This is a genomic window from Petrotoga sp. 9T1HF07.CasAA.8.2, assembly GCF_002895585.1.
Lineage (GTDB): Bacteria > Thermotogota > Thermotogae > Petrotogales > Petrotogaceae > Petrotoga > Petrotoga mobilis.
This window is the reverse complement of record NZ_AZRI01000041.1, coordinates 36414-50306: the sequence shown is the minus strand read 5'-3', so window position 1 is coordinate 50306 and position 13893 is coordinate 36414. Positions and strand designations below refer to the sequence as shown.

Annotated in this window: 15 protein-coding genes and 4 tRNA genes; 15 read left to right on the top strand and 4 right to left on the bottom strand. The window is 34.2% G+C overall.

The features are described 5' to 3' along the window. Window positions 1-66: 66 nt before the first annotated feature. From X925_RS08890 to X925_RS08850, 9 genes are read left to right on the top strand one after another with little or no spacing between them, the layout of a single operon-like run. On the top strand, window positions 67-1224 hold the full coding sequence (locus tag X925_RS08890) for a glycosyltransferase family 4 protein (protein WP_103065079.1): 1158 nt from the start codon (window positions 67-69) through the stop codon (window positions 1222-1224). Continuing rightward, window positions 1221-1640: a Mini-ribonuclease 3 gene (locus tag X925_RS08885; RefSeq protein ID WP_103065080.1), complete on the top strand. Its 420-nt coding sequence runs from the start codon at window positions 1221-1223 to the stop codon at window positions 1638-1640. The genes X925_RS08890 and X925_RS08885 overlap by 4 nt, the downstream gene beginning before the upstream one ends. After that, window positions 1613-2335 carry a 23S rRNA (guanosine(2251)-2'-O)-methyltransferase RlmB gene (gene rlmB / locus X925_RS08880; protein ID WP_103065081.1) on the top strand — a complete coding sequence of 241 codons (723 nt, stop codon included), beginning with the start codon at window positions 1613-1615 and terminating at the stop codon, window positions 2333-2335. The genes X925_RS08885 and rlmB overlap by 28 nt, the downstream gene beginning before the upstream one ends. 32 nt (window positions 2336-2367) lie before the next feature. Further along, window positions 2368-2850 (top strand): OmpH family outer membrane protein, encoded by a 483-nt coding sequence (locus X925_RS08875; protein WP_012208433.1) that lies wholly within the window; start codon window positions 2368-2370, stop codon window positions 2848-2850. 11 nt (window positions 2851-2861) lie between these two features. Continuing rightward, on the top strand, window positions 2862-3572 hold the full coding sequence (lptB, locus tag X925_RS08870; RefSeq protein WP_103065083.1) for an LPS export ABC transporter ATP-binding protein: 711 nt from the start codon (window positions 2862-2864) through the stop codon (window positions 3570-3572). A 5-nt stretch (window positions 3573-3577) separates the two neighbouring features. Continuing rightward, entirely contained in the window at window positions 3578-4102 is a 525-nt protein-coding gene (locus X925_RS08865; RefSeq protein ID WP_012208431.1) for a TIGR00725 family protein, read from the top strand. After that, the gene (gene gltX, locus X925_RS08860) at window positions 4102-5505 is read left to right on the top strand and encodes a glutamate--tRNA ligase (RefSeq protein ID WP_012208430.1); all 1404 of its coding nucleotides are present in this window, start codon (window positions 4102-4104) and stop codon (window positions 5503-5505) included. Before X925_RS08865 ends, gltX begins: the two co-directional genes overlap by 1 nt. A 7-nt stretch (window positions 5506-5512) precedes the next feature. Then, window positions 5513-6712 carry a bifunctional phosphopantothenoylcysteine decarboxylase/phosphopantothenate--cysteine ligase CoaBC gene (gene coaBC, locus X925_RS08855; protein WP_012208429.1) on the top strand — a complete coding sequence of 400 codons (1200 nt, stop codon included), beginning with the start codon at window positions 5513-5515 and terminating at the stop codon, window positions 6710-6712. Next, window positions 6645-7853 carry a L,D-transpeptidase family protein gene (locus tag X925_RS08850; RefSeq protein WP_049755234.1) on the top strand — a complete coding sequence of 403 codons (1209 nt, stop codon included), beginning with the start codon at window positions 6645-6647 and terminating at the stop codon, window positions 7851-7853. The genes coaBC and X925_RS08850 overlap by 68 nt, the downstream gene beginning before the upstream one ends. Window positions 7854-7869: 16 nt before the next feature. On the opposite strand, the gene X925_RS08845 is transcribed toward X925_RS08850, so the two are convergent. From X925_RS08845 to X925_RS08830, 4 genes are all read right to left on the bottom strand, one after another. Further along, a tRNA-His gene (locus X925_RS08845) sits at window positions 7870-7944 on the bottom strand. Window positions 7945-7952: 8 nt separating this feature from the next. Beyond that, window positions 7953-8028, bottom strand: a tRNA-Arg gene (locus X925_RS08840). Further along, window positions 8029-8104, bottom strand: a tRNA-Gly gene (locus X925_RS08835). 13 nt (window positions 8105-8117) lie between these two features. Next, a tRNA-Pro gene (locus tag X925_RS08830) sits at window positions 8118-8193 on the bottom strand. Window positions 8194-8368: 175 nt separating this feature from the next. Between X925_RS08830 and X925_RS08825 the strand changes: the two genes are divergently transcribed. The 6 genes from X925_RS08825 to X925_RS08800 are packed head-to-tail and all read left to right on the top strand — an operon-like array spanning window position 8369 to window position 13859. Beyond that, window positions 8369-9139 carry a DUF4912 domain-containing protein gene (locus X925_RS08825; protein ID WP_121959723.1) on the top strand — a complete coding sequence of 257 codons (771 nt, stop codon included), beginning with the start codon at window positions 8369-8371 and terminating at the stop codon, window positions 9137-9139. Window positions 9140-9143: 4 nt separating this feature from the next. Continuing rightward, entirely contained in the window at window positions 9144-10760 is a 1617-nt protein-coding gene (locus tag X925_RS08820) for a glycoside hydrolase family 57 protein (RefSeq protein ID WP_121959772.1), read from the top strand. A gap of 38 nt (window positions 10761-10798) precedes the next feature. Then, complete coding sequence (locus tag X925_RS08815; RefSeq protein ID WP_012208425.1) at window positions 10799-11374, top strand: 2-oxoacid:acceptor oxidoreductase family protein; 576 nt, start codon at window positions 10799-10801, stop codon at window positions 11372-11374. Continuing rightward, window positions 11367-11669 carry a 4Fe-4S binding protein gene (locus X925_RS08810; RefSeq protein WP_012208424.1) on the top strand — a complete coding sequence of 101 codons (303 nt, stop codon included), beginning with the start codon at window positions 11367-11369 and terminating at the stop codon, window positions 11667-11669. Before X925_RS08815 ends, X925_RS08810 begins: the two co-directional genes overlap by 8 nt. A gap of 26 nt (window positions 11670-11695) precedes the next feature. Beyond that, complete coding sequence (gene porA / locus X925_RS08805; RefSeq protein WP_121959722.1) at window positions 11696-12865, top strand: pyruvate ferredoxin oxidoreductase; 1170 nt, start codon at window positions 11696-11698, stop codon at window positions 12863-12865. A gap of 13 nt (window positions 12866-12878) precedes the next feature. Next, window positions 12879-13859 (top strand): thiamine pyrophosphate-dependent enzyme, encoded by a 981-nt coding sequence (locus X925_RS08800; protein WP_049755229.1) that lies wholly within the window; start codon window positions 12879-12881, stop codon window positions 13857-13859. Window positions 13860-13893 lie beyond the last annotated feature (34 nt).

Below are 13893 nucleotides of genomic sequence, written 5' to 3'. Positions count from 1 at the left end.
CCTCAAAAAATAGCGAATTTTTGTTATAATAAATACGTATAGGAATTTTATAAGGGGGAAATGCAATTGAATATAGGAATGTTTTCCGATACTTATTTACCGCAAAAAAATGGAGTTGCCACAGCTATAAAACTCTATAAGGATGAAATGGAAAAAAGGGGACACAATGTATATCTATTTGTTCCAAAATATAAATTTGACTACAAAAGGAACGATGATAAAATTTTTGAATTTCCGGCTGTTAAATTCCTCTTTGAGAAAGAGCAGAGGATTGCACTACCATTTTCTCCAGAAATTTTTAAAATTAAAGAGTTAAACTTGGATATAATACATTCTCATGATCCTTTTTCTATGGGAATTCTTGCAAGGGTTGTTTCACGCATGTTGAAGTTAAAATACGTAGCAACACACCATACCATGTATGATTATTATTTGCACTATCTACCATTGATAGTTAGACCCCAACCTGAATTTGTTCAAAGACTTATAAAAAATTGGTGTTTAAAAACAGATAAAATAATCGCTCCTACTGAGAATATAAAAGAGACGCTTGTTGAATATGGTGTACCTTCCGAACATATAGTAACTATCCCAACTGGGATAGACCTAGCTTCTTTTGATAAACCTATTAACTGGGATTTGAAAAAAGAATATCCACAAATAAAAGAAGATGACAGAATTCTTTTATTTGTAGGTAGGTTGGGAAAGGAAAAGAACATAAGTTTTCTTTTGAAGGTGTTTAAGAAAGTGCTTTTGGATGAACCAAAGGTAAAATTCGTTATTGTTGGTGGAGGGCCTGAAAAAGAAGAGTTGGAAAAGTTAGCTATGGACTTAAATATCACTGAAAATGTTATTTTTACAGGTCCACAACCAAGAGAAAAGGTTATAGATGCCTACAAACAAGCTTATTTATTTATTTTTGCTTCTTACACGGAAACACAGGGATTAGTTATTCTTGAATCTATGGCTGCTGGTACGCCGGTAGTGGCTTTGGGTAAATTAGGTGTTTATGATATACTTTCTCAAGAAGGTGCAGGTGGAATTATGATCAAAGATTTAAATGAAGATGATTTTTCTCATGAGATACTTAAACTATTAAGAGATTTATCGTCATACGAAGGAATAAAAAAGAAAGCTGAAATTTTTGTGAAAGATAATTATTCCATCGAAAAGTGTGTAGATATGATTTTGGAACTATATAAAAGGGAGATAGTAAGTGTATGAAAGAATTTGAGGAAATAATAAATCTCCAACTTGCGGATCTGCGTGAAATACCTATCGAGAACTTTTCCTATATTGGAGATGCTGTTATAGGTTTGATTTACAAGGTGAAATTGCTAAAGGATGGAAGGATAAAGACAAGAGACCTTTATGAAAAAACAAAAGATTTTTTAAGTGCAAAAGCTCATTCGAAGTTTGTTGATATTGTGTTAGATCATTTAACTCCAATAGAAATGCAGTATTACAAGCGTGCGGAAAATTCCAACGGTGCCAAGAAAAGAGGCAACGATAATGATTATAGGAAATCTACAGGATTTGAAGCGGTCATTGGATATCTTTTTTTGACTAAAAGTTACTCAAGAATCGAGGAATTATTGGGAGTGATCGATAATTGTATATATACGGAAAAAACATATTAAAAGAGATTATTGAAGCTCGTTACCCTGTAAAGCATATTTTTTTCAGTAGTTCTAAAACAGAAAGAGGATCTTTAAAAGAAATCGTCGAAGATGTTGCAAATTTAGGATATTCCTACAGTTTTTCCCCCAATGAAGTTTTGGAAAAGATGGCTTTAACAAACAAACATCAGGGAATCGTAATTGATATGGGGAACGATTTTAAATATGAAAATTTGGATATTATAGAAGGAAAGGAAAAACTGTTTTTAGTAATCTTGGATCAGATTCAAGATCCGCATAATTTTGGAGCTATTGTAAGGACTTCGGTGGCCGCGGGGGTTGACGCCATTATAATACCAAAAGATAATGCTGTTGAAGTCACCCCTGTTGTTATAAAAGTATCTTCTGGTCAAATATTTAAGATACCGATAATTAAAGTAACCAATCTTTCAAATACAATAGAGACATTAAAGAAGGAAAATGTTTGGGTTTATGGAGCAGATGTTGAGGGTAAACCTTATTATGAAATCGATTGGCAAGGAAAAATATGCTTGGTTTTTGGAAATGAAGGAAACGGCATTCGAAAAAACGTTAAAAACCATTGTGATGAATTAGTAAGCATTCCGATGTTTAACAACGTTGAGTCTTTAAATGTATCGGTTAGTGCAGGAATTATACTTTTTGAAGCGAAGAAACAAAGAATTTTTAATATGTAATTATAATTCAAAATTTTATGGAGGTGTATGTTGTGAGTAATACAACAAGAAAAGTTTTTACTGTGATGGTATTTAGCATACTGTTTGCTGTTATTTCATTTTCTCAAACGGATTCAACTCTCAAAATTGGTTATGTGAATTTTGAAAAGACAGTAGAAAGTTATTACAAATGGAAGGATTTGGAATCAATGTATCAAATTGATCTACAATATTATCAAGGAAAAATCAATGAAATGGAACAACAGTTCAAGGATTTACAGAGTTCGGGGGCAACTGAGGAAGTCCTGCAACAAAATCTTCAACAATTACAAACTCGTGTAAATCAATATCAACAGGAATTGCAAAATGAGTATCAACAGAAAATGGCAAATATCACTTCGGAAGTAACAGTGAAGATAGCTCAGTATGCAAAAGAAAATGGGTACGATTTAATTTTAAATGAAATTGGTGTAGTTTATTACAATCCAGAATTAGATTTAACGGAAAAAATTATTCAATATTTGAATGAGAATTAAAAATAAATAATATGGAAAGGGTTATTATTGATTGTAGAAACATTAGCAAAACATATGGAAAAAAGATGGTATTGAATAATGTTCAATTTCAATCAAAAGCCGGTTTAATTACAGGATTACTTGGGCCAAATGGTGCAGGGAAAACAACTCTTTTTAAGATAATTTTAGGGTTAGTTGTTCCCAATTCTGGGGATGTTTTCCTCGATGGTAGAAATATAACCCATCTTCCTATACACAAAAGAGCGTTGAATGGATTGGCTTATCTACCTCAAGAACCGTCTGTTTTTAGGAACTTATCTGTAAGAGATAATCTTGAAATGATCGCCGATCTTCTTAAAATTGAAGATGCGAATCAAAAAATTAAGAGTATAATGGAAGATTTTGGATTAGATACTTTAATTCACCAAAAGTCTTATTCTTTATCCGGTGGAGAAAAAAGAAAATTAGAGTTTGCTAGAACGTTGATAACGAATCCAAAAGTAATCCTTTTGGACGAGCCTTTTGTTGGTATAGATCCCATAACAGTTAAGGATATACAACAAATAATTAGAAAACTTGCAAAAAGTGGGATTTCAATAATTGTTACGGATCACAGTGTCGATGAAATTGCTCAGGTAGTTGATGAACTTTATGTTTTACACAAAGGTGAAGTTATAGCTAGTGGTGTTCCAAAAGATGTTTTGAATAACGCAAAGGTCAAAGAAAGTTATTTGGGTTGGTGATCGGTTTGAATGTAGGGGTTATCGGGTATTCTGGAAATATCTTTAAAGATCCAATTAAATCGTTAGCTTCACTTTGTTATGATGTCGGTAGAATTATAGCAGAGAATAATTGGATTCTAGTGAACGGCGGACGTGATGGAATAATGCAACTAGTTTCAAAGGCCGTAAAAAATAATGGTGGGCATGTTATTGGTTTTTTACCGTGGGAACAAGAAGGGAACGGTTATTTGGACTTTCCTATAAAAACAGGGCTTGATCTTAATATGCGTTCTTTTGTTTTGTTAAAAAATGTCGATGTGGTCGTAAGTATAGGAGGGGAAATCGGCACGGCTATAGAAATTTTGGGGGCTTATTCGTACAAAAAACCGATATTGTTAATGAAAAATTCAGGCGGATGGACAGATAGGATAACTGAAGTTTTGATAGAAGGTAAGTTTCTTGATAATAGAAAATTAGTAGAGGTAAAACAAGTATCTTCTATTGATGAACTTGAAAGAATTTTGAAAGGTATTGAAGAGGTGAACAACTAATGATAAGAGTAAGATTTGCTCCAAGTCCCACGGGTCATCTACACGTTGGGGGTTTAAGAACAGCCTTGTTTAATTGGTACTTTGCCAAGAAAAATAATGGGAAGTTTATTCTAAGAATTGAAGATACCGATATGGAACGTTCCAAAAAAGAGTACGAGGATGCCATTTTAGAAGAAATGAAATGGGTAGGCTTAGATTACGATGAAGGTGTAGATAAACCTGGTGAATATGGGCCATACAGACAAAGTGAAAGACTAGACATATACAAACATTATATAGATCAACTTTTAAATGAAGAAAAGGCTTATTTTTCAGTTACTAAAAACGATGAAATAATTTTTGAAGGTAATAATCTTCTAGACAAATATAAAAAAAACAATGATTATTCTGTGGTTGTAAAGTTTAAGGTTAATAATGATCAAAAAATATCTTTTTTGGACGATGTTAGAGGAACCATACAATTTGATACATCCAATATAAATGATTTTGTTATTCTAAGATCAAACGGAATTCCTGTTTACAATTTCACAGTTGTGATAGATGATTATCTGATGAAAATAAGTCATGTTATAAGGGGAGAAGACCACATCTCTAATACACCCAAACAAATTTTAATATATAATGCTTTATCTTTTGAACTTCCAAAATTTGCCCATTTGCCTTTGATTTTGGGTGAAGACAAGTCTCCTTTGTCTAAAAGGCACGGAGAGGTTTCTATAACTTATTTTAGAGAAGAAGGGTATCTTCCTAAAGCTATATTGAATTACTTGAGTTTGTTAGGTTGGAATGCCAACGAACAGATATTTGATTATACGGAAAAATATCAGGAATTTGATCTGAAAAAAGTTTCAAGAAATCCTTCCATTTTTGATTACACCAAACTTCTATGGACAAATGAAGTACATTTGAGAAACGATCCAATTGAAGAAGTACACAAAAGTTTTACTGAATGGGCTAAATATACAACCGTCAAGATAGACAATGAAGATTCTTTTGTGAAAAAAATTATAGAAGCTTCCAGAGCTAAAGTTCAAACATTAAAACAACTTTATGAATTTTCCAAAAATTTCTTTGTTGAAGAATTCGAATACGAAGAGGAATTTATCGAAAAATACATGAAAAAACCTTGGTTTAAGCAAGTCATCGAGGCAACGATAAGAAAACTCTCAGAAATTGATGAGTACAACCTTGCAAATGTAGAAAATACTTTAAAAGAAATAGCGGATCTAAATATAACTAGTAGAAAAAATGTTTTTCAGACAATAAGAGGCTCTCTTTTAGGAAGATTAGTAACTCCTGGTTTGTACGAATCTATAATTATTTTAGGAAAAAATGAGAGCATTAAAAGGTTAAAAAGAGCTTTGGAATTCTCAAATACTTTGGATATTAATCCAAGAAGGTGAATTCTCTGTGTATCCTTACTTAAAAGGAAAAAATATTTTACTCGGTGTAACAAGTGGAATCGCCATCTATAAAGCGGTAGATCTAATTTCTAAGATGAGACAGATTGAATGTAATCCAAAAGTTATCATGACAAAAAATGCCCAAAGGTGGATATCCGACCAGATTTTTTCTGCAGTAGGTAACTGTGAGGTTTACTATGAAACTTTCGATGTTAAAAGCGGTTGGATACCCCATACAGAGCTTTCTAGATGGGCAGAACTGTTTATCGTCGCCCCTGCGACCGCAAATATAATAGCCAAAATATCACATGGAATTGCCGATGATCTACTTTCTTGTACCGCTTTAGCTTATTCGAAAGCTCCTAAACTAATTGTCCCTGCAATGAACGTTAGGATGTATGAAAATCCCGTTAATAAAAAGAATTTAGAAATATTGAAACAAAATGGTTGGTCTATAATAGAACCAGAAGAAGGTCACTTAGCAGACGGAGAATTTGGTAAAGGAAGGTATCCGGATAATAGTGAAATATTAGAATACAGTGAATACCTACTTTCCAAAAAGGATTTCATGAATAAGAAAGTTTTAGTAACAGCCGGTCCCACGGTCGAAAATATTGATCCTGTAAGGTTTTTGTCAAACAGGTCCAGCGGAAGAATGGGTTACGAATTGGCAAGAGAATTTGCAAACAGAGGAGCTGAGGTTACGTTAATATCGGGGCCCACAAACTTGAGACCACCATCTATTGTAAAAAAAATCATAAGAATAGAAAGTGCGGAAGAATTAAGAGAAAAGGTATTAGAGGATTTTGAAGATAATGATATAATAGTTATGACAGCTGCAGTAAGTGATTTAAGAATAAAAAATTATTCTGAACAAAAGTTAAAAAAAGATACAATAGTTAATCTAGAGATTGAGAAAAACCCTGATATAATAAAAGAATTAGGAAGGAAAAAAAGAGTTGGTCAAATACTTGTTGGATTTGCTGCAGAAACAGAGAACTTAAAAGAGAATGCCATAAAGAAATTAAAAGAAAAAAAGATGGACATGATAATTTTGAACGACGTTTCAAGAAAAGATATAGGGTTTGAAAAAGAGGAAAACGAGGTGACCATTTTTACTAGTAAGGAGGAGCTTCGACTTGAGAAAAATCACAAAAGGATTATCGCTAATAATATTTGTGACTTTATTTTCAGTACTTTTTTCTGAAGATTATTTTCATTTGTATCCTGCTGAATATGATCAAACTCAAAATACTGTGAAAATTAATTTAGAAAGTTATATAAATATCACGCAAAAACCAAATGTATACATATATGATGGGGGAGATAGAAAGAAATTAACTTTGTATGAAAAAGAAGACCGTGAATTCTTCTTTTATGTTAATTTAAATGCTTTTAAAGGCAATTATTATTCATTCTTAGTAACTTCTACAGATAAAGAAGGGCGTTATGTGTCACAGTTTTTTGCAAATTTTTTGGAAAAAGCCTTATTTGCTCCAAATATAGAAGTTGAAATAACTACCTCTGTTGTGGAAAATGGGTATCAATATTATTTGGATTATTATCCAGAAGAAAATTTGGAATTAGTGAAAGTACAGGTAGAAAATACCGTTTTTGAAGATCCGAATGAGTTCTTAAGGTTGCTGGGTAACTTTGAAGAGGGGTTTCATGATTCTGTTTTTACTTTTAGAAATAGATATGGAATACATTTTGAGCGAAAAGTTACCTTTTTGAAAGTGGCGAATGTTGTTGCCACTGAGAACGTTTTAAAACCAAAGCAAAGATATGAAGTATATGGTTACCATATCGTACAAAAAGGTGAGAGTTTGTACAAAATCGCTGAAAAATACAAAGTTCTTCCTGGAGATTTAGTTAATATGAACGATCTAAAAGATCCTTCTTTGATATATCCAGGGCAAGCTTTAAAAATAGGAAAAGTAAAATACGAAGAAAGTCCTTTACGCTTAGAAATAAACCTTTCACAAAATAAGATGTACTTATATTTTCATGATCAGTTGTTAAAAACTTATATAGTTGCGGTTGGTATGAGTGATTACACACCACCGGGTTACTATCGAATTTCATACAAAGAGAAAGATCCTGCGTTGTATTGGTACGATGAATATATACCTCCTGGATCTTTAATGAATGGAATGGGAACAAGATGGTTACAACTTTCAAATCCTCAATATGGGATTCATGGCACAACAAAGCCATGGGAAATAGGTAAAAGGATATCTCATGGATGTATAAGGATGTTCAACTTTGATGTGGAAGTTATAGACTTTTTGGCATCTTTAGGGACCGAGGTTTATGTGTACAATGGAGAAAATAAAAAAGAATCCTGAATAGGATTCTTATGGCTGGGGTGGCTGGTGGGATTTGAACCCACGACATCCTGAGTCACAGTCAGGCGTTCTTCCACTGAACTACAGCCACCAAAAATTTGGTGCGCCTGGGGGGAATCGAACCCTCAACCCTTGGATTAGAAATCCAATGCTCTATCCGTTGAGCTACAGGCGCTGGAGCGGCCGACGGGAGTCGAACCCGCAACCCTTGGCTTGGAAGGCCAATACTCTACCAATTGAGCTACGGCCGCATTAATACATTAATGGTCGGAGCGACTGGGCTTGAACCAGCGACCTCCGGTGCCCAAGACCGGCGCGCTCCCAACTGCGCTACGCTCCGCTGCCTTACTTTTCAAAATATATAATATCACAAGGAATCTATTTTGTCAATATTTAATTTCTTTTTAATTCTTCTAAAAATCAAATCTCTACTATTCAATTTTTTTATGATAAAATTATATCAAGGGGAATGGGACGTTCTTAAACGTTGCAGCAATTAGGATGGGAGGTGTTTTATGAAAGTAAAGAAATTGGATAAAAAATTGTTAGATACATTTAGGGCAGATGAACCTACAATACAGGAATTGAGAAATATTGCAAAAAATTTAGGAGTTAAACTAAAACGAAATATGAATAAAAAAGAGATTTTAAAAGTGGTTAGAAAAGAGATTAAAAGGTTAGAGCAATCTTCAGATAACAAAGTTGAAGAGATTTCAGATTATACAAAATTACCAAAGAATCCACAAAAACTTCCAAAATCAAATGAATCAAAAGAGCTTCCTCAAAAGTACGAAAGGGAAAAACTAAAAATAATGCCGGTCAATCCCAACTGGGTATATGTTTACTGGAACATTTCTGAAAAAAGCAGAAAAAAACTAAAAAAATTATCAAAAAACTCTAATATTACAATCAGGGTCATAAAAAAATCAAAAGAGGATCAAGAAGTAGAAAAAAAAGTTATTGAAACAGATTTAAAATTAGACCAAAACAGCAATACTTATTTTCATCTCCCACAAGATAATTCCGCCTATGTTGCTTTCCTTGGGGTAAAAAATGAAAATGGCGAATTTACTCCTTTAATAGAATCAAATGAAATTAAAACACCTTCTTCATCCATTAAAAGTTCAGATAAAGAAGAATGGTTTTTGATAGAAGATGGAAAAATTATCAAAGAAGATAAAAAAAAAGAACCTGGACTTTGGAAGGTAGAAAAACATCAGGGCAGTAGTGAAACAATGTTTACAAACAAAAGAAAATTCAACGATACCAATTTTGGAAGTGATTGAAGTTATGAAGAGTAGAAAAGGGAAAATTTTGTTCTTATTACATGCTCATCTGCCTTATATTCATCATCCGGACTTTGAAAATTTTATGGAAGAAAGATGGTTTTTTGAGGCATTAACTGAGACATATATTCCTTTAATAAAAGTTTTTAAATCTTTAGAAAAAGATAAAATTCCATTTAAGCTTACAATAAGCCTTTCTCCAACGTTGATGGAGATGTTTAATTTAAAGGATTTAAGAGAAAAATATCACAAGTATTTATTAAATTTGATAGAATTAACCGAAAAAGAAATAATTAGGACAAAAGATGAAGACCCTAGGATACACCAACTCGCCCAACATTATAGGCGAGAATTGATAGAAGATTTAGATATTTTTTGTGAAGAATATAATCAAAATATATTAAAAGCTTTCAAGGAATTTAAAGATAAAGGTTACATTGAAGTGATAACATCTAATGGCACTCATGGGTATCTACCTTTTTATCGGGATTATCCAGAGGCTATTAGAGCTCAAATAAAATCAGCCGTGTTAACCTTCAAAAAAAACTTTGGTGAGCATCCTATGGGTATATGGTTGGCGGAATGTGCTTATTTTAAAAGTCTTGACAAATATTTATCAGACGAAGGTATACGATACTTTTTTGTGGGTACACATGGTTTTACTTATGCAGACAGTCAGCCAAGGTATGGTGTGTATAGACCCATAATCACCCCGAATAAAGTTTTTGTGTTTGCCAGAGATCCTGAATCAAGCGAGCAGATATGGAGTTCTGAAGTTGGTTATCCAGGCGATTCAAGATATCGTGAATTTTACAGAGATATTGGTTATGACAGAGAAGATGACTACATTAAGCCATACATAGATCCAAGCGGAACAAGGTGTAATACGGGAATAAAGTATTATCGTATTACCGATAAATCATTATCCTTGGATAAAAAAGAAATATATGATGTTAGAGAAGCCAGTAACATCGTAAAAGAGCATGCCAGAGATTTTTTAGATAAAAAAACTTTGCAAATCAAGAAATTATTAGCATGTTTAGACGAAGAAGAACCAATAATTGTGGCTCCTTTTGATGCTGAACTTTTTGGTCATTGGTGGTATGAAGGTCCGAAATTTTTGGAAGAGCTTTTTAGGCAATCATCTGAAAACGAATATTTAGATTTTTCTGTACCTACTGAGATTTTACAAACAGTTAAAAAAGTTCAAATCACTTATCCCGCAGAATCCTCTTGGGGTGCCGGTGGATACCATGATGTATGGCTCAATGAGAAAAATGATTGGGTTTATAAGCATATTCACGAAATAACTGAAAGAATGATAGAAAAAGCCAATACTTTTAAGAACCCTTCAAATTTACAAAAAAGGGCTTTAAATCAGATGATGAGAGAGGTTCTCCTTGCACAAGCTAGTGATTGGCCTTTTATAATGACCACAGGAACCACTATAGAATATGCAAAGAATCGAGTTAAATGTCATATTAACAGATTTTTGGATCTTGACAAAATGTTAGAAAAGCAACAAGTTAATGAAGAAAGGCTCTCATTTTATGAATGGATAGATGATATCTTTAGAAATATTGATTACACAATATTTTCGAGTGATTATAGAACAAACTAATTTATTGAAAATTATTACATGAAGGGAGGATAAAAACGTTGCCAGAAAAATATTTTGAGATAAGATGGCATGCAAGAGCAGGGCAAGGAGCAAAAAGTGCTTCTCAATTTTTAACGGAAGCTGCAGAAGAAGCTGGAAAGTATTCCAGTTCATTTCCAGAATATGGAGCGGAAAGATCCGGTGCTCCGATGAAAGCTTTTAACAGGGTTGCGGATGTCCCTATAAGACTTAAAAGTAACATAGAGACCCCCGATGTGGTGGTTGTCATAGATGACACACTTTTAAAAAATTCGGAAGTAACATCTGGATTAGCTGAGGATAAATTGTTGTTGGTCAACACATCTAGAAGCATTGAAGAAGTAAGAAAATTATCAGGGTATAAAGGAAGAATTGGTGTAATACCTGCTACGGAGATAGCATTGGAAGAAATAAAAAGAGGTATACCTAATACAGTTATGATAGGAGCTTTGATAAGAGCCACTGATGTAGTACCTTTAGATGCCGTTAAAGAAAAAATCAAGGCTGCTTTCTCCAAAAAGTTCTCCGATGAAGTAGTGAGAGCTAATATTAGAGCACTTGAGAGAGGTTACCAGGAGGTGAAACTCAGTGAGTGAGTTGAAAGGATGGAAAGAAATCCCCATTGGTGGCGTAATTGATAAACCTGCCACCGCAAGGGAATACAAAACCGGTGAATGGAGGATTCAAAGACCAATAATAGATAGAGAAAAGTGTACTAACTGTATGCAATGTTGGCTTTATTGTCCAGATATGGCTATAAGTGGTGGGCTTGACGGTAAAAAAATGAAATTGGGAGAAGTGAATCTAGATTATTGTAAGGGCTGCGGTGTTTGTGCAGCTGTCTGCCCAGTTAACGCCATAGAAATGAAACCTGAATCAGAATTTATTTAGAGAAAATGTGAAGGAGGTTAAAATATATGCCCGTAAAACTAACGGTTACTGGAGCTGCTGCTGTTGCACATGCTATGAGACAAATCAATCCAGATGTAGTAGCAGCTTACCCAATAACACCACAAACACCAATTGTTGAATATTATGCAGGATTTGTATCCGATGGTATTGTAGATACCATATTGGTTCCTGTGGAGTCAGAACACTCCGCGATGAGTGCGGTAATAGGTTCGGCGGCCTCTGGGGCTAGAACTATGACAGCCACTGCTGCAAATGGGTTGGCATTGATGCTAGAAATAGTTTATATAGCTGCTTCTTACAGGCTCCCTATAATAATGCCTGTAGTCAATAGGGCATTATCAGGGCCCATTAATATTCACTGTGATCATTCCGATGCAATGATGGCAAGAGATTCTGGATGGATTCAATTCTTCACTGAAAACCATCAAGAAGCCTATGATTTTACAATAATGGCAACTAAATTGGCGGAAAAAGAGAATGTATTGTTGCCTGCAATGGTGAATTTAGATGGTTTCATTACCTCTCATGGAGTGGAAAGCTTCGAGATGTTAGATGATGAAGTGGTAAGGGAGTTTGTTGGAAGTTGGAACCCTAAATACTCTCTTTTAGATACTAAAAATCCTGTTTCCTTTGGTCCATTGGACCTTTTTGATTATTACTTCGAACATCATCGTCAGCAAGAAGAAGCTATGACAAATGCTTACAAAGAGCTTCCCAGAGTATTTGAGGAATTTGAAAAGATATCTGGAAGAAGATACGATTTTCTGGATTTGTACAAAGTGGATGATGCTGATTATATAATGGTTGTTATGAATTCTACTGCATCTACAGCAAAGTATGTTGTAGACCAGCTTAGAGAAGAAGGACATAAGGTTGGATTGGTGAAGCCTCAAGTCTTTACTCCTTTCCCTAAGAAGGAGTTTCAGCAAGCTTTAAATGGAAGAAAGGGAGTAGTTGTTTTAGACAGAGCAATGTCTTTTGGGAAAGAAGCTCCCCTATATTCTTTAGTAAAATCTTCTTTGTACGAAGTTGCTTCTCGACCTTCTTTAGGTTCTTATATTTATGGTTTAGGAGGAAGAGACACAACCCCTGAAATGATAAGAGAAGCATTTGAAGATGCCCTTCAGGGTAATCTAATAGCTGATGAACAAAGATACTTGGGATTAAGAGAATAACCGGAGGTGAATAATTGTGCCTAATATTAGAGATATAGTAGGATACGTTGAAACACATGATTGGTCTTTTACACAAGGACATAGATTATGCCCAGGGTGTAATGCTCCGATGGTTGCAAATTGGGCTACTTTGGCCGCAAAAAGTTTGGGTTATGAACCTGTAGTGGCAGCTGCCACAGGTTGTTTGGAAGTTTCTTCCACAATATACCCATTTACTTCTTGGAATGTACCTTATATACACAATGCCTTTGAAAATGTTGCTGCAACAATCTCTGGGGCAGAAGCCGCTTACAGATCTCTATTAAACAGAGGGAAAATTAACAACGATAAGATAAAATTTATCGCATTTGCTGGTGATGGCGGCACTTACGATATAGGTTTACAATCTTTATCTGGAGCTATAGAAAGAGGACACGATTTTGTTTACATTTTGTATGATAACGAAGGTTACATGAACACAGGTAACCAAAGATCTGGGTCCACTCCTGTGGGTGCCGATTCAACCACTGCTCCAGTAGGTAAATCTATATCAGGGAAGTTACAATTGAAAAAAAGTATAGTTGATATAGTAGCCGGTCATGAAGGTGTTTATGCCGCAACCGCAGTAACGGCTGAACCTTGGGATTTTATGAGAAAGATGCAAACAGCATTAGAGTTCAAAGGACCTTCTTTCATTGCTATGCTGGCACCATGTGTAAGATTTTGGAGAATTCCTGACGATTCAGGTCCAGAAGTAACTAAATTAGCTGTCGAAACAAAGTATTGGCCATTATGGGAATACAATATGGGTGTTTATAGGGTTACTAAGAAGCCAAAAACATTCAAACCAGTAAAAGATTACATAACTAAATTGGGAAGATACAGTAAACTTATGAAAAGACCAGATGCAAACGAAATACTGGAAGAACTACAAAATTATGTAGATGCTAAATGGGATAGGTTGTTGGCTTTAGAAGAAATGACTAAAGATAAACCTCTTAGAACAAAAATATAGAAATTTTAAAGGGGATATTAATTTATCCCCTTTT

Excerpts from the sequence above, each read along its gene's own strand:
- X925_RS08885 (WP_103065080.1), top strand. The coding sequence starts at position 1,221 with ATGAAAGAATTTGAGGAAATAATAAATCTCCAACTTGCGGATCTGCGT.
- lptB (WP_103065083.1), top strand. The coding sequence starts at position 2,862 with ATGGAAAGGGTTATTATTGATTGTAGAAACATTAGCAAAACATATGGA.
- gltX (WP_012208430.1), top strand. The coding sequence starts at position 4,102 with ATGATAAGAGTAAGATTTGCTCCAAGTCCCACGGGTCATCTACACGTT.
- X925_RS08825 (WP_121959723.1), top strand. The coding sequence starts at position 8,369 with ATGAAAGTAAAGAAATTGGATAAAAAATTGTTAGATACATTTAGGGCA.
- X925_RS08820 (WP_121959772.1), top strand. The coding sequence starts at position 9,144 with ATGAAGAGTAGAAAAGGGAAAATTTTGTTCTTATTACATGCTCATCTG.
- porA (WP_121959722.1), top strand. The coding sequence starts at position 11,696 with ATGCCCGTAAAACTAACGGTTACTGGAGCTGCTGCTGTTGCACATGCT.